Below are 18452 nucleotides of genomic sequence, written 5' to 3'. Positions count from 1 at the left end.
ATCGAAACTTTCGGTTACGAAGGTGTTCTTAGGAATCTCCATCTTCAAATTTCGTAGGAAATTAAGGTGGAGTAGTTCAAGTACGGTGCTACCAATCATTTTCGGATTTGAAAGAGCAAAGATCTGGTACCAGAAGCGACAAGAGAAAAAAGAAAAACCCCCTTCGAAGCGAAATGAAAGGGGAAAGCAAATTTGGAATAAATATGGTTTGCCTGGACTTGCCTTGCTAGGTCCGATTTTGACAGGAATCCATATTGCTGCGTTTCTAGCAATGACACTTGGCGCAAGGAAAATAAATACGACGGTATGGATTACAGTCTCTCTTGGAGTCTGGACACTCGTATTTGGATTGGCAACTGTTTTTGGGTTAGACATCTTTATACAATAAGTCAGTGTACGCTGCTTTTAGGGAGCAGTGAGTGTTACTTTCCATTCTTCAAAAGCTGCTTCCTCATAGCTAGCTACTAATCCCTTAGCTGACAGATCAACTTTCGGTATAACTTTCAGTTTAATAATAACGTCAAATGGCTGTTCAAATGGGAAATCATCCAATACGACTGTGTTCTCATTTTTCCAATGTAACTGTAAGTGAGCATTACAGAATTCTTGTAGTGCTTGACTCATTGGAATGCCTTCTTTAAAAAAAGAATGCTCGGACTCCTTTGTGATACCTGGTTCGTTTATACAAAGGTACAAAGAAAGGTTGTCACTAAACTGAACAATGCTGTAATGAAAGTTAAACAAACGTTTGTTGAATTCGTTTCGTGCATCCATAATTGCTTGCTGTCGTGTGTTTTCCGCAGTAACAAATTCCTGAGCTTCAAGAGAAGTATGATTTAACAGGAAGCGTTTGTAGTGCTCGCTGCAAAGAAGGGCAGCATAAGAATCTACTTGCTCGACAACATCAATCCCGTGTTTATAAAGAACAATTTTCGGTAAAACCGGAAAATCATAAAAGGAGTAGGGGATCCCATTTTCGTCGTTCAGAAATGGTTGTTTGTCAAACTCCTTCCAGCCGCAGTCATGCTGATATGCTGCAAATTCAACGGAGCTTCGTAAAGCTTCTCCTAGAAAGTAATCTTTCTTCCACTGTTTCACAATATCACCGGAAATAGCAGCATGGTGATCCTGCTGAATCAAAATAAAATCGTGATCACGTTCTCGAACAATCATTCCTAACCATCCTCTCCGACTTTACGTATCCCTAGTATAAGCAAAATCTAGTGTCGATGGAAATAAAATAACCTCCTCATTCGCATAATGGTACAGGCGAATGAGGAGGTTATTTACATTAGACGATTAAATTGTAATCGTTTATTTAACGCATAAATAATTGGAATACCAATTGCTAATACAGCGAACTCCCCAACAGCTGTTGTAAACCATGTCAACAGGAATGGAAATTGCAATGCTAGCTTCAATTCGAATGCAATGATAAACATATTGAATGTAAAGACAAGTGTATTAGCAACAAGTAACACCCATATATTTTTAATATATTTTGCTAGTAGAATGATAATAGCTAATGAAATTGCGGAGTGTGCTACCCCGAAGACTAAATCAAACCACCCTAAAGGTGAAAATAATAGGTTATATAAAAATACCCCTATTACAATTCCGAAAAAGTAGCGCTTATCGAATACGATGAGGTGGTTAAATACCTCAGAAACTCGGAATTGAATATTTGTAAATCCGAATGGAACAATAAGTGCGGAAACAGCAATATACAACGCTGCTATTAACCCATTCACAACAAGTGTTCTTACCTTCATAATGAATCTCTCCTTAGTTTTTTTACGTGGGATGGTTACGAACCACGTGTTTGAGAAAATAATCAAACTACTATATTATAAATGGTTTTCGGTGAAAAGCAAGATTTATTTTTATGATACATTTTACTCGAAAATTGATATACAAACGGCGCAGCTTATATCCAGGAAAATTTTACCGTTAATAACAGAGTCAATGTTCCGCATCCTATAATGGAAAAAATATATTTGGAGGTAATTTCATGACACACTTAAGAGAGATCATGACATCAAATGTTCTTACAGTTAATGAAACACAGAGCGTACAGGAAGCTGCAGCATTAATGAGTGAATATAATATCGGAGCTATTCCAGTAATAAATAACAGTGACCAAATGGTTGGAATTGTAACCGATCGTGATATTACCCTTCGAACGACAGCTCAAGGCGAAAATGCACAAACACCAGTATCTCAAGTTATGACTGCGCAGCAAATCGTACAAGGTACACCTGACATGGATGTTCACCAAGCGGCAAATTTAATGGCTCAGCAACAAATTCGTCGATTACCGGTAGTCGAAAATGAACAAATCGTAGGGATGGTTGCCTTAGGTGATGTAGCAGTACAAAATCAATATGCAAACGAGGCAGAACAGGCATTACAAAGCATTTCAACTCCTTCCGCACCTCAACAGTAGTAAGGAGTTGCTTTTATCGTCATAAAATAATTGTTAGCACAGACCGAAACCTTAGTCTGTGCTAATGTGTTTTTTTAATAAGGGTAGTATCAAGAGATTTTACGCTTATAAGTGAGAATTAAATGTTACCAACAATGCCCTTATTGAAACACTGGAAACAAGGGATTTGTTCCAGGCTAATTTTTATAATCGAAAGTGATAAGATTTAAGTTGAAATTTTAATTCTTTTCCGAGGAAATTGTTACGATTCATTCATTTAGTATTACTGATTCAAAGTGAATCCTACTTAATGGCAAATAAACATTTGGTATACATTGACTAAGGAATTTCAAAATGATAAATTAGAGTAGCTATTAAATTGCGTATAAGGCGATTTTTTTCAATAGTTCAGTGTTACATATATATTAATTCGTGTTACCGCAATGCTGTTCTTTGTAGAAAAGGCAGTATGGCGTCGATACAATTAAGGTTCGCTTTTTATAGCCGTTGTGAAAAGTCGAACAGACAAGGAGGAAACCATGGATGATTCAGAATTAAAAAGGTTTAGTATATCAATGGAAGGGCATTTGCTTCGGAAATTTGATGATTTAGTGAAACAACGAGGATATGAAAACCGATCGGAAGCAGTCCGAGATTTGGTTCGAGATGCGTTAACGCAACACTCCTGGGAGCAGGATGAACAAATTGTTGCTGGGAGTGTTCTTTTGTTTTATAACCATCACCAACGGAATCTAGTAGACGAGCTTACAAAGATTCAACATCGTATGCACGACAATATCCTTGCTACGACACATTTCCATCTGAACCAAGCGAGCTGTTTAGAGTTAATTATCGTAAAGGGAAAAGCTAAAGACATCCAGCAGCTAAGTTATCAGCTAACAAGTATAAAGGGTGTAGATTACGGTAAGTTTACATTGGCTCCTGTAGAGCGAATCTAATTTTGGACTAAAAAATATATAGAACATGGAGTGAAGTTAATGAATAGAAAAATAGTTGGAATCGGCTTATTGACCGTGCTTATTTTTGCTATTTTATTAGCAGGCTGTACACAGTCGGATTCCGATCAAGCAGATGATGCAACAAATGATAGTGAAGAAAATAATAAAGATGAACTTGTATTAGCATTTGGATCAGAGCCGGAAACCGGATTTGATCCAACAACAGGCTGGGGGCGCTACGGCTCTCCGCTATTTCAAAGCACGCTTTTAAAAAGAGATGATGATCTTCAAATTGTCAATGATCTTGCTACTGACTATGAAGCAGATGGTGAAGTTTGGACGGTAACATTACGTGATGATGTGACATTTTCAGATGGAGAACCTTTAACTGCTGAAGATGTTGTGTTTACATTTGAAACGGCGATGGATAATGGATCTGTAGTAGATCTTAACAGTATTGACAAGGTAGAAGCGGTAGATGAATACACTGTAAAATTCACTTTAGAGCAACCGCAATCAACATTTGTTAATGCTCTTGTAGCAACGGGGATTGTACCAAAGCATGCCTATACAGAAGACTATGCCGAAAATCCAATTGGATCTGGTCCGTTTCAGCTTGTACAGTGGGATAAAGGGCAACAATTGATTGTAGAGGCGAATCCGGAATATTACGATACGGAACCTCATTTTAAAAGGATTACATTTTTATTCTTAAGTGAGGACGCTTCCTTTGCTGCTGCTCAAGCAGGTGAGGTGGATATGGCGTATATACCAGCTGCATTTAGTAACCAAGAGGTACCTGGTATGAAACTTGAAGCAATAGAGACGGTTGATAACCGTGGAATTGTCTTTCCATTTGCAGAGTCAGGAAAAGTTACGGAAGACGGTTTACCAATCGGTAATGATGTGACAGCTGACGCGGCAATTCGTCAGGCGATCAATATTGCTGTTGATCGTCAAGCTTTAGTAGATGGTGTGCTTGAAGGATATGGTACACCTGCATATACATCCGTTGATGGGCTTCCATGGTGGAATCCGGATACGGTAGTTGAGGATGCTGATATGGATCGTGCACGTGAACTTTTAGAAGAAGCTGGATGGGAAGATACAGATGGTGACGGGATTTTAGAAAAGGACGGCTTGAAAGCCGAATTCTCACTTTATTACTTAGCAAGTGATGCGATACGTCAATCACTTGCAATATCTGCTGCGGATATGGTGGAGCCACTTGGAATTAAAATAAATGTTGAGGGCGGAAGCTGGGATGTTATTGGTCAACATATGTATTCAAGTGCTGTATTGCTAGGTTGGGGCAGTCATGATCCGCATGAGATGTATAATATTTATGGTAGTGATAATGCTGGAGTTGATTATTACAATACGGGCTATTACGAGAATGAAACCGTTGATGCCTATTTTGAACAAGCTCTTGCAGCTTCTAGTGAAGAAGAGGCTATCGAATTTTGGAAAAAAGCTCAATGGGATGGCGAAACCGGCTTAAGTGCACAAGGTGATGCTGCGTGGGCTTGGTTAGTAAATATTGATCACCTGTACCTTGTAAAGGATAATTTGGATATCGGTGAGCAACGCATTCATGTCCACGGTCATGGCTGGCCGGCAACAGATAATATCGTTGATTGGAAATGGAGTAACTAAAGGTGTGTTCAAAATGATTAAGAAGCTAGGATTTTTTCTTCTAATGAAAGGGATACGAATGGCTACATTATTAGTAGCCATTTGTTTTATCTCCTTCCTATTAATTAAAAATTCCCCAATTGATCCTATTCAAGCTTATATTGGGGCGGATATGTTAAATGTAGGCCCGGAACAGCGTGCAAAGATAGCTGCGTATTGGGGGCTTGACCAGCCAGTTGGTGTGCAATTTTTAAACTGGGGATCTGCCATCCTTTCCGGTGACTTAGGTACGTCGATGATTTACCGTCGTCCAGTTGCTGATATTATTGGCGAACGTTTTGTCAATTCCCTTGCGCTGATGCTAACAGCATGGGCATTATCTGGGATTATTGGGTTTATTCTCGGTGTTGTTGCCGCAATGAAAAAAGGTACTTGGATTGACCGCATCATAAAAGGATATTGTTATACATTGGCCTCCACACCGACATTTTGGATGGGGTTACTTGTGTTGATTGTTTTTGCGGTGTGGTTGAAATGGTTTCCGGTCGGTATGGGAGTTCCTGCTGGTGTACTTGCAGAGGACGTTACATTACTCGACCGAATCAAACATCTCATTCTACCGGCAATCACATTGAGTATTCTTGGTGTGGCTAATGTAGCACTCCATACACGCCAAAAAATGATCGATGTGCTTCAGAGTGAATATGTTTTATTTGCCCGTGCGAGAGGTGAACGTGGCTTTGTGCTTTTTTGGAGACATGGATTACGCAATGTTGCTTTACCGGCAATCACCTTACAATTCGCAGCGTTTAGCGAGTTATTTGGTGGAGCTGTACTAGCTGAGCAGGTTTTTTCTTACCCGGGTTTAGGTCAAGCGACTGTTGAAGCTGGCGTAAGAGGAGATGTTCCGCTTTTATTAGGGATTGTTATTTTTAGTACGTTATTTGTTTTTATTGGGAATTTAATAGCAGACCTGATTTATAAGGTGCTCGACCCAAGGATGAGAGGAGGAGAACATTATGCTTTCTACTCCAGAAGAAAAAAATAAACAGCCACTCCTAAATCAGAGGAGACGGATGTTGCTTACAATTGTTATTGCACTTCTATTTTTACTAAGTGTCGTATTAGGTGGATTATTCTTGGATGAGGGAAGGATAGCGACCAATCTTAATGAGCGAAACGTTCCTCCATCATTTGATCATTTATTTGGTACAGATTGGCTTGGGCGAGATATGTTTACCCGAACAATCATGGGCCTTTCACTTAGTATCGGTGTTGGATTGCTTGGGGCGACAGGAAGTGCGCTGATCGCTCTAGTTCTTGGAATGACTGCTGCATCAATGGGGAGAGTGGCTGATCGCGTTATTTCCTGGATCATTGATCTTTTCTTGAGTGTTCCACATCTTGTAACGCTGATTTTAATTGCTTTTACATTAGGTGGAGGATTTAAAGGGATTGTGATTGGACTGATGCTTACACATTGGCCGAGCCTTGCTCGCGTTGTTCGAGCAGAGGTGCTGCAAGTTCGTTCAGCGGAATATGTTCAAATGTCGAAACAAATGGGGAAACCTCGTTGGTGGATTGCATTGCATCACATTTTACCACATATAAGCCCGCAAATTTTAATTGGCTTTATGTTACTGTTTCCGCATGTCATCTTACATGAAGCAGCTGTTACATTTTTAGGATTAGGACTTTCACCGCATGAGCCGGCAATTGGAATTATTTTGTCTGAATCGATGAAGTACTTATCTTCCGGTATGTGGTGGCTTGCATTCTTCCCGGGGCTTTGTTTGTTAATTGTTGTAAGGACATTTGACCAAATTGGAGAATACCTCCGAACGCTCATTGATCCTACACGAGCACATGAATGAACGTAAAATGTGCTATTTCCATATGAAAAGGAGGTAACACATGCCTATTCTTGAAGTGAAAAATTTATCTGTTGCCTTTACGCAATATACAACTGGATTTAAACAGAAGAGTCACCAGGTTATTTCAGATTTGAATGTTACGCTTGAAGCAGGGAAAATACTTGCGGTTGTCGGTGCGAGTGGTTCGGGAAAAAGTCTGCTCGCGCATGCGATCTTAGGCGTGCTTCCGACGAATGCAAAAGTCAGTGGATCGATGACATATGTGGGAGAAGAGCTCACACATGCTCGGAAAATCGCATTAAGAGGGAAAGAAATTGCCCTCGTTCCGCAATCGGTAAACTATTTAGATCCACTGATGAAAGTGGGTAAACAAGTTCGTACGTCGGTAAGAACTGGAGATCCGAAAGAAGCGCAAAAGAATGTGTTCGAACGCTATCATCTAAAACCAGAAGTGGAAGGGATGTATCCATTCGAGCTCTCCGGCGGGATGGCGAGGCGAACGTTGCTATCTACAGCTATTGTCAGTGGTGCTAAAGTAATTATTGCCGATGAACCTACGCCTGGTCTTGATCCTACTGTAATGAAAGAAGCACTCGGAAATTTCCGAGAGTTGGCAGATAGTGGTTGTGCTGTCATGTTGATTACCCATGACATTGATTCTGCTCTATCCATTGCCGATGAGATTGCTGTCTTCTATGCTGGAACGACGGTGGAGATTGCGCCAGTAACGGACTTTACTGGAAAAGGAGAGGCATTACGGCATCCGTATAGTAAAGCTTTATGGAGAGCTTTACCCCAAAATGATTTTATCCCGATTAAAGGTTCTCAACCTCATTCAAGTGCGTTGCCCCCGGGATGTTTATTTGAACCGCGCTGTCCTTGGGCAACATCCGATTGCAGAAAAGGGCGACCGGAGATGAGAGAACTAAGAGATGGTACAGTGAGGTGTATTCATGCAACTTGAAGCAAGGGATATTGGATTTCGTTATGGAAATGGAGCTTGGTTATTTCGTGGCGTTAACCTAACCGTAAAGCCTGGCGAAATTGTAGGTATTGTTGGACCAAGTGGACAAGGGAAAACAACCTTTGCTCGTATTTTGGCGGGCTTTGAGGAGCCAATTGAAGGGACGGTCACTTTGGATGGATTTTCGGTACAGAATAAGGGATACTATCCAGTCCAACTCGTATTCCAGCATCCAGAAAAAGCAATCAATCCACGTTGGAAGATGCATAAGAGCTTACATGAAGGCTGGAAGCCGGATCAAGCCTTATTAGATACATTTGGTATTGAACGTGAATGGCTAACACGCTGGCCGGGAGAACTATCTGGTGGAGAGCTGCAACGATTTTGTGTCCTAAGAGCATTAGGACCGGAAACACGCTTTCTGATCGCGGATGAGATGACAACGATGCTCGATGCCATTACTCAAGCACAGATCTGGCATGCCGTTCTGGAGATTTCTAGGAAACGAAATATGGGTATTGTTGTCATAAGTCATGAAGCAAAGCTGATTGAAAGACTTTGTGACCGAGTGATTGAGCTAGTATAAAAGAATGAGAGCTAGACGTGGGGGTGTCCGTTTTGGGGCACCCCCATTTGTATGCTAGGTAATAATCCGCTCTTTTCAACCGAATAGAACATTTATCAGTTTCACTCTCTGATCTTTAACATCTGCATTTGCTTATTAAACAACGTTGGGTAGGATAAAAGCCCAAGCATAATGCTAGTAACTGCTGCAGTTGTTAAAAGTAGGAACAAAATTAACAATTGAAATTGCACAGCTTGTGCAGGATCTGCGCCTGCGATAATTTGCCCGCTCATCATTCCTGGTAATTGCACGAGCCCAATTGTTTTCTGGCTTTCAATGGTCGGAATTAAGCTAGCTTTAATGGAGTGGATTAAAGGCATATGAATCGCTTGTTTCGGTGTTCCGCCAAGAGATAGAATTAATTCGGTTTCTTCTTGTCGTGTTTCCACTTCGGAAGTAAATCGATTCAGAAATAGGATAGAAAGAACCATTGAATTTCCAATAAGCATGCCGCTAATTGGAATAATATATTGAGCCGCTGGCGGTGTGATTTGTAGACCGAGTAAAATTCCTTGTGTTAGTCCTTCAACAAAGATAAACGTAACGATTAGCTTCCATGTTATTCCTTGAATAGCAGCTCCTTTTTTCCGAGCATTTTGTGTAGCAGCTCCAATCATTAGGATTATCATACATACAAGATAGAAAAAATTATCTGAATCAAAAACGAATGTAAGGAGATATCCAACTGCGAGCAATTGAATAATCGAGCGAATTGTCGCGATAATCGTATCTTTTTCCAACCCTAGTTTCAAAGTTTTAGATAAAACGATAGGGATCAACACGAAAATAAGGGATAAAGTTAACGTGAGAAAGCTCATTCGACTTCCCCCTTAATAAAACGTTTCACTTTAGCGTGCTGTGGATGATGAAGTAAACTGATTTCTCCAGATTCAACTAGTTGCCCGTCCATCATCACCCACGTGTAGTCACCTACAGATCGTGCTTGCTGTAAATTATGTGTAATCCAAATGATGGTTACTTTATACTTCTCGTTAAGTTGTTTAATAAGCGTTTCGATATCCAGTTGGGAAACCTGATCCAGTGAGGATGTGATTTCATCAAGTAATAAGATGTTTGGCTTGTTTACTAAAGTTCTCGCAATCGATACTTTTTGCCTTTGTCCACCTGATAGATCCTTTACATTTCGTTCTAGTATATTCGGATCTAATCCTACATCATTTAATAATTCCTTTGCCTCGTTTTTATGTAACCTCTTATCCTGCAATATTCGTGGCATGGAAAGGTTTTTAAAAACATTGCCGCGAAGCATTGTTGCACGTTGTAGTGCGAGTCCAAAGGTTCTTCTTAATTGTGTTGGTTCATAGTAATTAATATCTCTTTCATTCACTATAGTTTCTCCTGAACTGGGAGAAATTAAGCCATTACATAGTCGGAATAACGTTGTTTTTCCAGCTCCCGAAGGACCGACGATTGTTGTGATTTTTGCTTTCGGAAAAAAGCCATTAATATTTTTTAAAATAGGTAGCTTGCCGTCGGAGTAATTTACATTTTTAAATTTTATTGCTACAGGATCGCTTGATGTCATTTGTGTTCCCTTCAATCATTTAATAGTTACGAATAAAATGTTTAATTCGATTGTACTAAAGTTAATAAAATAAGGATAATTTAATTCCATGAAAATTAAACTTCTAGTAATTATTCAGTCTAACTTGACGGGTAAGATAATACATAAAGTAATTAAGTTATAATTTATTACATCGGAGACCTAATTAAAAGGTGGTAAATTGAATGGAAAAGAAATTTTTTGAAGCGCCTACGATTCATGTTGGAGAGGTTAATATAAATGTACGTGACCTATCAAATTCCTTATTATTTTATAAGGGTATTATGGGATTCCAAGTGTTAAAACAATCGGAACGGAAAGCAGTATTAACAGTTGATGGTAAACGTCCGCTACTCACATTAGAACAGCCTAAAGATGTGACTCCGAAACAACAAAGAACGACTGGCTTATATCATTTTGCTATTCTGTTACCAAGTCGTGCTGATCTTGCTGCATTTCTAAAGCATTTTATTCAAACAGGCTTAGCAGACAGGCTCGGGTTTGGAGCTTCTGATCATGTAGTTAGTGAAGCATTATATTTTTCAGACCCAGATGGGAATGGTATTGAAATTGCGCATGATCGGCCATCTTCAGTGTGGGATTGGACAAATAGTCAGGTTACGATGCGGACAGACCCACTGGATGCAGAAGGGGTTTTAGCCGAGCAAAAAGGAGAATGGGAGGGAATGCCTGCTGATACCCTTATGGGGCATGTTCATTTACATGTTGACGATTTAGATGCGGCAGAGAAATTCTACATTGATGGATTAGGATTTGATATTGTTACGAAATATCCTGGTGCGTTATTCACATCGCATAACGGCTATCATCATCACGTTGCTGTCAATGTGTGGAGTGGAGTAGGTGCTCCTAGACCAACAGCGAACAGTATCGGACTTAATTGGTATACACTTGTATTCCCAGACGAATCTACTAGAAAGAAAACAATTGATCAATTGGAGCGGGTCGGAGCTATCGTGACCAAAGAAATGGACGATTATATGACGGAAGATCCGTCCGGTAATAAAATTAAATTAATCATTCAATCCTAATACGTATAATAAAACACCGTTCCCATGCTTATAGAGCATCGGACGGTGTTTTCCTTTTTAGTTACTATACCAACTAGCTGCTGCTTTCACTTCGGTCATGGTTAATTGATGTCCGTGGTTTTCCCAGTGTAATGTTACGTTAGCACCAGCAGATTCCAGTAGAGAATGGAGGTCTTCTGATTCTTGTGCAGGACAAATTGGGTCATTTGTTCCAGCGGCGATAAATACTTGTTTGCCAGAAAGATCAGGTAAATCAATTCCTCTTCTTGGAACCATTGGATGATGTAAAATGGCGGCATTTAATGCGTCTTTGTAATGGAACATTAAGCTTGCTGCAATGTTTGCTCCGTTTGAATAGCCAATCGCCACGATATGATTGCGATCAAATTCATATTTGACTGCTGCTTCATCTAAAAATTCATTAAGCTCTGTTGTTCGGAAAATAAGATCTTCTTCATCAAAAACACCTTCAGCTAACCTTCTGAAAAAGCGTGGCATTCCATTTTCGAGAATATTTCCACGAACACTTAATACATTTGCTTCTTTATCGATAATCTCTGCAAGTGGAAGTAAATCCTGTTCCGTTCCCCCGGTTCCGTGTAGCAACAACAATGTCGGTTTGGAAGGGTTACTTCCTTTTTTAAATATATGTTTCATTTGGCATACTCCTCCTATTTAGGTCGTTCTAGTGAAAATAATGCGCCAGTTTTTGCGTAATTACTTCCTGCTAAACGACTTACAGCTTTTAATTTATCTTGGTTAATTCTTCCCGACTCAAAAATGTGTTCATCCACATGAAATCGAACGACCTTTCCAATTAAAAGATCCGTATTAATCGATTCACCATCGCCTAACTCAATCGCTCGTTCCAGTGTACATTCAAATCGAACCTTAGCTTCTTTAACCCCTGATACGTCAATCGTTTCACTATCAATAAGCGTGAAGTTCGTAAGGTCTAGTTCACTTTCTGTCGCTGGAAGTGTTGCAGCTGTTTTATTAATCGCTTCAACGTTGTCCTCATCGACAATATGCACGACAAACTGTTTATTTTCTAGAATATTCCGGGCTGTATCCTTTAACTGCCCATCTTTTCGCTGGATGGAAACAGAAAGCATTGGCGGATTAGACGAAACAACGTTAAAATAACTGAATGGTGCCGCGTTAATTGTGCCATCCTGTGCCAAACTTGTTACAAATGCAATTGGTCTTGGAATAATGCTGCCGGTTAACAATTTATAATTTTCTCGTTCTGTATTGTTTTGTGGGTCAAAGGAAAGCAATTTCAATCCTCCTTGGCTAAATGAAAATTGATAAGTACATCTAAATTCGTTATCACTGTTCTTCACTTTTTTTGCCAACAGTTTTAAGCACATGAATCATTGTCTTTTTCTCTTCGTCAGAAATACCGACAAACAAATCTTCAATTACCTTTTGATGCTTTGGAAAAATATCTTCCATCAACTGGCGTCCTTGATCTGTCAGTTGAATATAGACAACGCGACGATCATCCTTACAATTACTACGTTCGAGCAGATCTTTGTTTTCGAGTTTATCGATAACGTAGGTAATGGATCCGGTGTTGATAAGAACAGCTTCTGAAATTTGGCGAATCGTTTGTCTGCCTTTGTGGTATAATGCTTCTAATATAGCAAAATCAGAAGTACGCATGCCGTGACTGCTAATATCCTTCTTAATTCGTTCTTCAATCGATTTGTATGCTTTCATTAATACGACATAAGCTTTTAATGATAGGTTCTCACTCATTATTTTCCCTCCTAGAGCGTATATGATATATGTTATTCAGAAATAATTAATTAAAATATCTTTAATTAATTATAATTATATAAAATGTGATGATTAAAGTCAACCATTATCATATCGTGCTTCCATCGTCAATTCTAACTTGATTCTCCTTTCCGAATACATGTAAACTAATAGGAATAGCAATGGTTATCGTGGTTATCGTCAGGGAATGGAGGAAGGTAAAATGGAGAATCAGCTAACGGACTTTATTATAAATCTACAGCAAATTGAGTTTTTAGCTCCAAAAATGAATCAAGGAATTGGAGTTATTTTTGTGATTCACGGGGAGTTGACCGTTGAAACAAATAGTCGATTTTATCAATTGCAAGAAAAAGACGTGCTCGTAATTAATCGGAATCAGATTTATCAAGCGAAAGGCAGTCAACAAAATCATGTACTATTACTACAAATTTCCGACCAATATATGCAGCAGCATTATGAGGCATATCCGAATAGTCGTTTTGAATGCTTTTCTGGCGACGTGGATATGGAAAAAGATGCTGTCATTAACCGGATTCGTAAGCTTTTGGCTGAACTAATGATTGCCTACTTTCGAGGGGGAGAGAGCTATCGGATTGAGCTCCAATCTTTTATTAGTGAAATCCTGCTCATTCTTATTCGACGCTTTAAGCAAAAAGGGAGGATTCAGGAGCGGATTGATACTGGGGATCAACGAATAAGGCACATCATTCATTATATGGAAGAAAATTATCAGCAAAAAATTACGTTAGATGATGTAGCCGACAAGTTTTACTTATCGTCCAGTTATTTATCGCGTTATTTTAAACAGAAAGTTGGGACTGGTTTCAATCGCTATATGATGAATATTAGGCTGGAGCATTCCGTAAAGGAACTACTGTATACGACAGATTCCATATCTCATATCGCGATGAATAATGGATTTCCGAATGTAAAGTCATTTGTGCATTATTTTAAAGAAGTGTATAAACAAACTCCGAAATTATACCGAGAAGAAAATCAGGAAACTGGCATGGACACGATGAAAACGTATGACCTAAAGGATGCAGTTGATATTATTCAATCATCATCTATTATCGGTGAATTAGGAATGTTACTGACGGATAGTGATATGACATTCACTAGTATAGAAACGGAAGCTGAAGAATTAAAGCTTGATATACGGGAGGTTAGCCCAACTAAAATTAACAGGCCGATTCATAATCTCGCTATTGGTGAGTTAAGTGAGCTGTTAAAGGAAGGGGTGAGACTGCAAATTTTGATGGCGAAGAAGGAAATTGGCCTCGAAAATATTTCGGTACGTAAATTAATTGGTGGTTCTACGTTTATTCCTCCGGTAGAGACGGATGAAATTATCGCGACTACTTCCCCGTATTACAATGCAGATTTTGTCTTGAATTTTCTGCGTAAGCACGATTTAGGACTGTTTATTCGTATTGATTACGCTGAGATTTCTAGCGATGAAGAGAGTTACGTACGAGAGCTGCAAGATTTTATAAAGCATTGCTTAAATGTGTATGGGACTTCTTATATTGAAAAATGGTACTTTATGTTTTATGAACCATCTGTAACAGCTGTCCGTGTGAGTGAGCTTGAGCGTGTCTATTTAAATTTATATCGTTCGCTTAAGACGCTTGTCCCCAAAGTTAGGGTAGGAGCCTTTTTGCCATTTTCCTATAAAGAAGAGAAAACGAATAAGAGTCATACGTGGTTAATAGAGAAAAAACTTCCGATCGATTTCTATGGGTATGAAGCAAATCAAAACGAGATAATCGATTTTGAAGAGCTTGGAGATGATCGATTTTCACTAGCAGAAGGGTATATAAAGGAAAAAACAGCTAAAGTGAAGACGTATTTAAAGAAGCATGGGAGAAATCAGCCAATTAGCTTAATTAGCTGGAACACACTCTCTGGAAACACGAGATTTACGAATGGAACGTTTTTCCGTGGCGCATTAGTGTTGAAAAATGCCTTAGATTTAGCGAATGAGGTAGATTCAATAGGCTTTTGGATTAATACAGAACAACATGAGAAGTCAGGACGAGATCGGAAAATTCGGATGGAAGGACTGGAGCTCTTTCACTTTTTTAGTGGCAAACGTCCTGCTTATTTTGCGATGCAGTTTTTTGAAAGATTAAATGGTGACATTATTGCACGTGGTTCAGAGTATGTCATGACTAAAAATGATCGTGGCTATCAGCTTGTTTTAATGAATATTAATAATGTGAATCCACATTTTACAATTGAAGAGACGTTCCTCAAAAAATTAAATAAGGAAATTCGAGTGACGATTTCGGGCATAGAGCCAGGGGACTATCAGATTCGTAAACGTGTTTTTGATAAAGATCATGGAGCGCTTTATACGAAATGGTGGGACTTAAATAGTAAATACGGGATGGATGAAGAGGTTATCAACTATATAAACGAAACAAGTAAACCATCACTTGAATTATTTGATCAGACGATTGATGGTGATTGGAGCATGTACGCTTACATGTCATTAAATGCAATTCATTTCTTTGATATACGTAGAGCTTTTCATTAAGCAGCAATCGTGATAATAGTAGCTACTGCCATCCTATCTAATTGTATATATATCAAAAAATAACGGTTATTTTTTTACCGTTATTTTCTTATGTGAATTATTGAACATATTTTAATGGTGATTATAGTGAAAAAAGCCTTATTTGTAATGAAGGATTTCCTTATACTAAAAGTGTGGTAAGGATGAGCTCAAGAAAGACCGCAGGCATTATTATCCAGTAATGACTTGTTCATATTAGGAAAGAATGACGTTTAATGATTATGAAATAATTTTTTTAAAAAAGGAGAGGTTGTACAATGGATACAGCTTACAAAGGCACCAATAAATTGATTACAGGGATTGTATTTGGAGTTATTACATTTTGGTTATTTGCCCAGTCAATGGTTAATATTGTACCAGCAGTTCAATCGGATTTAGGTGTTTCATTAGGAGCAATTAACGTAGCAATTAGTTTATCTGCTTTGTTTTCTGGTATGTTTATTGTAGTAGCTGGAGGTTTAGCGGACCGAATTGGTCGTAAAAAAATTACGTACGTTGGTTTAATCTTGAGTATTATTGGTTCTTTATTGCTTGTGTTAGCCAATGGAGCATTTCTCTTAATTCTAGGTCGTATTTTACAAGGGTTATCTGCAGCTGCGATTATGCCTGCAACGATAGCATTAGTGAAGGAGTACTTTGAAGGCGAAGATCGTCAACGTGCACTAAGCTATTGGTCAATTGGTTCTTGGGGTGGTTCAGGTTTCTGTTCGTTCTTCGGTGGTGCTGTCGCAACATCGATGGGATGGAAATGGATTTTCGTTTTCTCCATTGTCTTTGCAGTACTCGCAATGTGGTTAATTAAAGACACACCTGAAAGCAAAGCGGAAACAACTGGAAAATTCAAATTTGACTTCGGTGGTTTAGGAATATTCATTGTGACGATGCTTGCATTGAATGTATTTATTACACAAGGTGCAGAATTAGGTTGGACAAGTTTAGCAACAATCGGACTTGCAATCGTAACGGTTATCGGGGTTATTGCTTTCATCAAGTATGAAGCGAAACGTGATAATGCACTTATTGATTTCAAAATGTTTAAAAGCAAAGCCTATACAGGTGCAACAATTTCCAACTTCTTATTAAATGCAGTTGCCGGTACATTAGTTGTTGCGAACACATATGTACAGGTTGGACGAGGATTCTCAGCATTTCAATCTGGAATGCTTTCAATTGGGTATCTTATAGCAGTGCTTGGTATGATTCGTGTAGGTGAAAAAATCATGCAAAAAACCGGCGCAAGAAAGCCAATGGTTTGGGGAACGACTTTAACCTTAATTGGTGTAGGTGTTATGGGACTTACTTTCTTACCAGATCTAATGTATACAATTGTTGTGTTCGTCGGATTTATCCTATTTGGATTAGGTTTAGGAATGTATGCAACACCTTCAACTGACACAGCTGTATCCTATGCTCCAGCAAATAAAGTTGGGGAAGCTTCCGGGGTATACAAAATGGCAAGCTCACTTGGGAATGCATTTGGTGTAGCAATTTCAGCAACGGTATACAGTGCAATAACATTAGTAAGCAGTGTTGAAGTAGCAGCATCATCAGGAATAATCGTCAATGTAATCTTTGCGGTATTGTCATTGATTTCAATTATCATGTTAGTTCCTAGAGAAGCAGGAGAAAATGAAGATGACCCTGTAAGATCGTCAACTGTACGTCCAGCTGACGTAAAACAGTAATGATTGAAAGCATTTTGATTGGAAAAAAGGAGGCAGTGTTGTAATGAGAAGTAAATTGATGGAAATGTTAGAAGCACGGAAAGATGAAATGGTTGAAATTCGTCGTTACTTACATGAAAATCCAGAGCTTTCTTTTAAAGAAGAGAAAACTGCTAAGTATATTGCCGATTTTTACCAAGGTAAAGATGTAGAGGTAGAGACAAATGTTGGCAATGGCTATGGGATTATTGTAACAATTAAAGGTGGAAAACCAGGAAAAACAATCGGACTCAGAGCGGACTTTGATGCCCTTCCAATTACGGAAGAGGCAGATGTCCCATTTAAATCCAAAAATGAAGGAGTGATGCATGCATGTGGCCATGATGCCCATACAGCATACTTACTTGTTCTTGCTGATTGTTTAATCCAGCTGAAAGAAGAGTTAAACGGGACAATTAAAATTATTCATCAGCATGCTGAAGAGGTTCCACCAGGTGGTGCGAAAAGCATTATGGATTCGGGTAAGCTAGATGATTTAGATGCGATTTTTGGTATTCACGTATTACCGATGGATCCTGCTGGTGTTGTTGGTTATCGTAGTGGCTATACATTTAATGGTAGATCCTACTTTAAGTTGAAAATCCAGGGAACTGGTGGTCACGGTTCCTCACCGCATACTGCTAATGATTCAATCGTAGCTGGGTCACACTTTGTAACGGTTGTTCAAACCATTATTAGTCGCAGATTGAACCCAATGGATGCTGGAGTTGTCACAGTTGGATCCTTTGATGGCAAAGGTACATTTAATGTGATTAAAGATAGCGTAGAGCTCGAAGGTGATATTCGTTACATGAGTAAAGAAAGTCAGGAAATTATTGAGCAGGAATTTAGACGGATTGTAAAAGGGCTTGAAGTGGAATTCGGAGTGACATGCACATTAGAATATAATGCTGATTATCCGCCACTGTTCAATACGTTAGAGTATACAGAATTGGTAGCCGAAAGCTTGAATAACGCGAATGACAAGGATATTAAAGAAGTAAAACAATATCCACCTTTATCTCCGTCTGAGGACTTCGCTTATTATTTGGAGAAAATTCCTGGCTGTTATTTCTTTATCGGATGTACACCAAAAGGCGTAGAGAAACCTTATTTCAACCATCATCCGAAGTTTGATATTGATGAGGACGCTATTCTAGTTGCTGCAAAAGCAGTTGGACATGTTGTATGTAGTTATTTTGAAAAAAATAAATAGGATAAAGAACTCCAATGCATAAGCTGCATTGGAGTTCTTTCTTTCGTTGGATGCTTATACATATTTATT

At 38.9% G+C, this 18452-nt stretch carries 19 protein-coding genes and 1 riboswitch; of the genes, 12 read left to right on the top strand and 7 right to left on the bottom strand.

Translation table 11 applies throughout. The features are described 5' to 3' along the window. On the top strand, positions 1-388 hold a 388-nt coding region (locus F1560_RS05525), incomplete at its 5' end, for a small multi-drug export protein (RefSeq protein ID WP_149473644.1). A 17-nt stretch (positions 389-405) separates the two neighbouring features. Here the strand turns inward: F1560_RS05525 and F1560_RS05520 are convergent. Together F1560_RS05520 and F1560_RS05515 are read right to left on the bottom strand one after the other, a co-directional pair. Then, positions 406-1173, bottom strand: a complete 768-nt coding sequence (locus F1560_RS05520; RefSeq protein WP_149473643.1) for a DUF3891 family protein — start codon at positions 1171-1173, stop codon at positions 406-408. 113 nt (positions 1174-1286) lie between these two features. Beyond that, the gene (locus F1560_RS05515; protein WP_149473642.1) at positions 1287-1772 is read right to left on the bottom strand and encodes a QueT transporter family protein; all 486 of its coding nucleotides are present in this window, start codon (positions 1770-1772) and stop codon (positions 1287-1289) included. A 7-nt stretch (positions 1773-1779) separates the two neighbouring features. Next, a riboswitch (PreQ1 riboswitch) is annotated at positions 1780-1824 on the bottom strand. 187 nt (positions 1825-2011) lie between these two features. On the opposite strand from F1560_RS05515, the gene F1560_RS05510 reads away from it, so the two are divergent. The 7 genes from F1560_RS05510 (at position 2012) to F1560_RS05480 (ending at position 8443) form a co-directional block, all read left to right on the top strand. Further along, positions 2012-2446 (top strand): CBS domain-containing protein, encoded by a 435-nt coding sequence (locus F1560_RS05510; RefSeq protein ID WP_149473641.1) that lies wholly within the window; start codon positions 2012-2014, stop codon positions 2444-2446. 518 nt (positions 2447-2964) lie between these two features. Further along, a complete protein-coding gene (nikR, locus tag F1560_RS05505; protein WP_149473640.1) occupies positions 2965-3384 on the top strand; it encodes a nickel-responsive transcriptional regulator NikR in 420 nt (139 codons plus the stop codon). 39 nt (positions 3385-3423) lie between these two features. Beyond that, positions 3424-5040: an ABC transporter substrate-binding protein gene (locus tag F1560_RS05500; RefSeq protein ID WP_149473639.1), complete on the top strand. Its 1617-nt coding sequence runs from the start codon at positions 3424-3426 to the stop codon at positions 5038-5040. A 13-nt stretch (positions 5041-5053) separates the two neighbouring features. After that, positions 5054-6067, top strand: a complete 1014-nt coding sequence (locus tag F1560_RS05495; protein WP_223116398.1) for an ABC transporter permease — start codon at positions 5054-5056, stop codon at positions 6065-6067. Then, entirely contained in the window at positions 6039-6893 is an 855-nt protein-coding gene (locus tag F1560_RS05490; RefSeq protein ID WP_149473638.1) for an ABC transporter permease, read from the top strand. The genes F1560_RS05495 and F1560_RS05490 overlap by 29 nt, the downstream gene beginning before the upstream one ends. A gap of 40 nt (positions 6894-6933) precedes the next feature. After that, complete coding sequence (locus tag F1560_RS05485) at positions 6934-7857, top strand: ABC transporter ATP-binding protein (RefSeq protein WP_149473637.1); 924 nt, start codon at positions 6934-6936, stop codon at positions 7855-7857. Further along, positions 7847-8443, top strand: a complete 597-nt coding sequence (locus F1560_RS05480; RefSeq protein WP_149473636.1) for an ABC transporter ATP-binding protein — start codon at positions 7847-7849, stop codon at positions 8441-8443. The genes F1560_RS05485 and F1560_RS05480 overlap by 11 nt, the downstream gene beginning before the upstream one ends. Before the next feature lie 101 nt (positions 8444-8544). On the opposite strand, the gene F1560_RS05475 is transcribed toward F1560_RS05480, so the two are convergent. Further along, the gene (locus F1560_RS05475) at positions 8545-9300 is read right to left on the bottom strand and encodes an ABC transporter permease (protein ID WP_149473635.1); all 756 of its coding nucleotides are present in this window, start codon (positions 9298-9300) and stop codon (positions 8545-8547) included. After that, the gene (locus F1560_RS05470; protein ID WP_149473634.1) at positions 9297-10028 is read right to left on the bottom strand and encodes an ABC transporter ATP-binding protein; all 732 of its coding nucleotides are present in this window, start codon (positions 10026-10028) and stop codon (positions 9297-9299) included. The genes F1560_RS05475 and F1560_RS05470 overlap by 4 nt, the downstream gene beginning before the upstream one ends. Before the next feature lie 203 nt (positions 10029-10231). On the opposite strand from F1560_RS05470, the gene F1560_RS05465 reads away from it, so the two are divergent. Then, positions 10232-11098, top strand: a complete 867-nt coding sequence (locus tag F1560_RS05465) for a VOC family protein (RefSeq protein WP_149473633.1) — start codon at positions 10232-10234, stop codon at positions 11096-11098. 57 nt (positions 11099-11155) lie between these two features. Here F1560_RS05465 and F1560_RS05460 read toward each other — a convergent pair whose 3' ends face one another. The 3 genes from F1560_RS05460 to F1560_RS05450 are packed head-to-tail and all read right to left on the bottom strand — an operon-like array spanning position 11156 to position 12862. Then, complete coding sequence (locus F1560_RS05460; protein ID WP_149473632.1) at positions 11156-11755, bottom strand: alpha/beta hydrolase; 600 nt, start codon at positions 11753-11755, stop codon at positions 11156-11158. Positions 11756-11769: 14 nt separating this feature from the next. Further along, positions 11770-12378: a flavin reductase family protein gene (locus F1560_RS05455; protein ID WP_149473631.1), complete on the bottom strand. Its 609-nt coding sequence runs from the start codon at positions 12376-12378 to the stop codon at positions 11770-11772. A gap of 52 nt (positions 12379-12430) precedes the next feature. After that, positions 12431-12862 (bottom strand): MarR family winged helix-turn-helix transcriptional regulator, encoded by a 432-nt coding sequence (locus F1560_RS05450; protein ID WP_149473630.1) that lies wholly within the window; start codon positions 12860-12862, stop codon positions 12431-12433. Positions 12863-13085: 223 nt separating this feature from the next. On the opposite strand from F1560_RS05450, the gene F1560_RS05445 reads away from it, so the two are divergent. The 3 genes from F1560_RS05445 to F1560_RS05435 all read left to right on the top strand — a co-directional run bounded on the left by F1560_RS05445 (position 13086) and on the right by F1560_RS05435 (position 18383). Then, positions 13086-15425 (top strand): helix-turn-helix domain-containing protein, encoded by a 2340-nt coding sequence (locus F1560_RS05445; protein ID WP_149473629.1) that lies wholly within the window; start codon positions 13086-13088, stop codon positions 15423-15425. 296 nt (positions 15426-15721) lie between these two features. Next, on the top strand, positions 15722-17149 hold the full coding sequence (locus F1560_RS05440; protein WP_149473628.1) for an MFS transporter: 1428 nt from the start codon (positions 15722-15724) through the stop codon (positions 17147-17149). Between the two features lie 43 nt (positions 17150-17192). Continuing rightward, the gene (locus F1560_RS05435) at positions 17193-18383 is read left to right on the top strand and encodes an amidohydrolase (protein ID WP_149473627.1); all 1191 of its coding nucleotides are present in this window, start codon (positions 17193-17195) and stop codon (positions 18381-18383) included. The last annotated feature ends 69 nt before the right edge of the window (positions 18384-18452 follow it).

The organism is Oceanobacillus polygoni (assembly GCF_008304605.1).
GTDB classification, from domain to species: Bacteria; Bacillota; Bacilli; order Bacillales; family Amphibacillaceae; genus Oceanobacillus; species Oceanobacillus polygoni.
This window is presented reverse-complemented; position numbering and strand designations above follow the sequence as displayed.

Excerpts from the sequence above, each read along its gene's own strand:
- F1560_RS05445 (WP_149473629.1), top strand. The coding sequence starts at position 13,086 with ATGGAGAATCAGCTAACGGACTTTATTATAAATCTACAGCAAATTGAG.
- F1560_RS05520 (WP_149473643.1), bottom strand. The coding sequence starts at position 1,173 with ATGATTGTTCGAGAACGTGATCACGATTTTATTTTGATTCAGCAGGAT.
- F1560_RS05435 (WP_149473627.1), top strand. The coding sequence starts at position 17,193 with ATGAGAAGTAAATTGATGGAAATGTTAGAAGCACGGAAAGATGAAATG.
- F1560_RS05500 (WP_149473639.1), top strand. The coding sequence starts at position 3,424 with ATGAATAGAAAAATAGTTGGAATCGGCTTATTGACCGTGCTTATTTTT.
- F1560_RS05440 (WP_149473628.1), top strand. The coding sequence starts at position 15,722 with ATGGATACAGCTTACAAAGGCACCAATAAATTGATTACAGGGATTGTA.
- nikR (WP_149473640.1), top strand. The coding sequence starts at position 2,965 with ATGGATGATTCAGAATTAAAAAGGTTTAGTATATCAATGGAAGGGCAT.
- F1560_RS05475 (WP_149473635.1), bottom strand. The coding sequence starts at position 9,300 with ATGAGCTTTCTCACGTTAACTTTATCCCTTATTTTCGTGTTGATCCCT.
- F1560_RS05460 (WP_149473632.1), bottom strand. The coding sequence starts at position 11,755 with ATGAAACATATATTTAAAAAAGGAAGTAACCCTTCCAAACCGACATTG.
- F1560_RS05450 (WP_149473630.1), bottom strand. The coding sequence starts at position 12,862 with ATGAGTGAGAACCTATCATTAAAAGCTTATGTCGTATTAATGAAAGCA.
- F1560_RS05515 (WP_149473642.1), bottom strand. The coding sequence starts at position 1,772 with ATGAAGGTAAGAACACTTGTTGTGAATGGGTTAATAGCAGCGTTGTAT.
- F1560_RS05480 (WP_149473636.1), top strand. The coding sequence starts at position 7,847 with ATGCAACTTGAAGCAAGGGATATTGGATTTCGTTATGGAAATGGAGCT.
- F1560_RS05510 (WP_149473641.1), top strand. The coding sequence starts at position 2,012 with ATGACACACTTAAGAGAGATCATGACATCAAATGTTCTTACAGTTAAT.
- F1560_RS05485 (WP_149473637.1), top strand. The coding sequence starts at position 6,934 with ATGCCTATTCTTGAAGTGAAAAATTTATCTGTTGCCTTTACGCAATAT.
- F1560_RS05495 (WP_223116398.1), top strand. The coding sequence starts at position 5,054 with ATGATTAAGAAGCTAGGATTTTTTCTTCTAATGAAAGGGATACGAATG.
- F1560_RS05465 (WP_149473633.1), top strand. The coding sequence starts at position 10,232 with ATGGAAAAGAAATTTTTTGAAGCGCCTACGATTCATGTTGGAGAGGTT.
- F1560_RS05490 (WP_149473638.1), top strand. The coding sequence starts at position 6,039 with ATGCTTTCTACTCCAGAAGAAAAAAATAAACAGCCACTCCTAAATCAG.
- F1560_RS05470 (WP_149473634.1), bottom strand. The coding sequence starts at position 10,028 with ATGACATCAAGCGATCCTGTAGCAATAAAATTTAAAAATGTAAATTAC.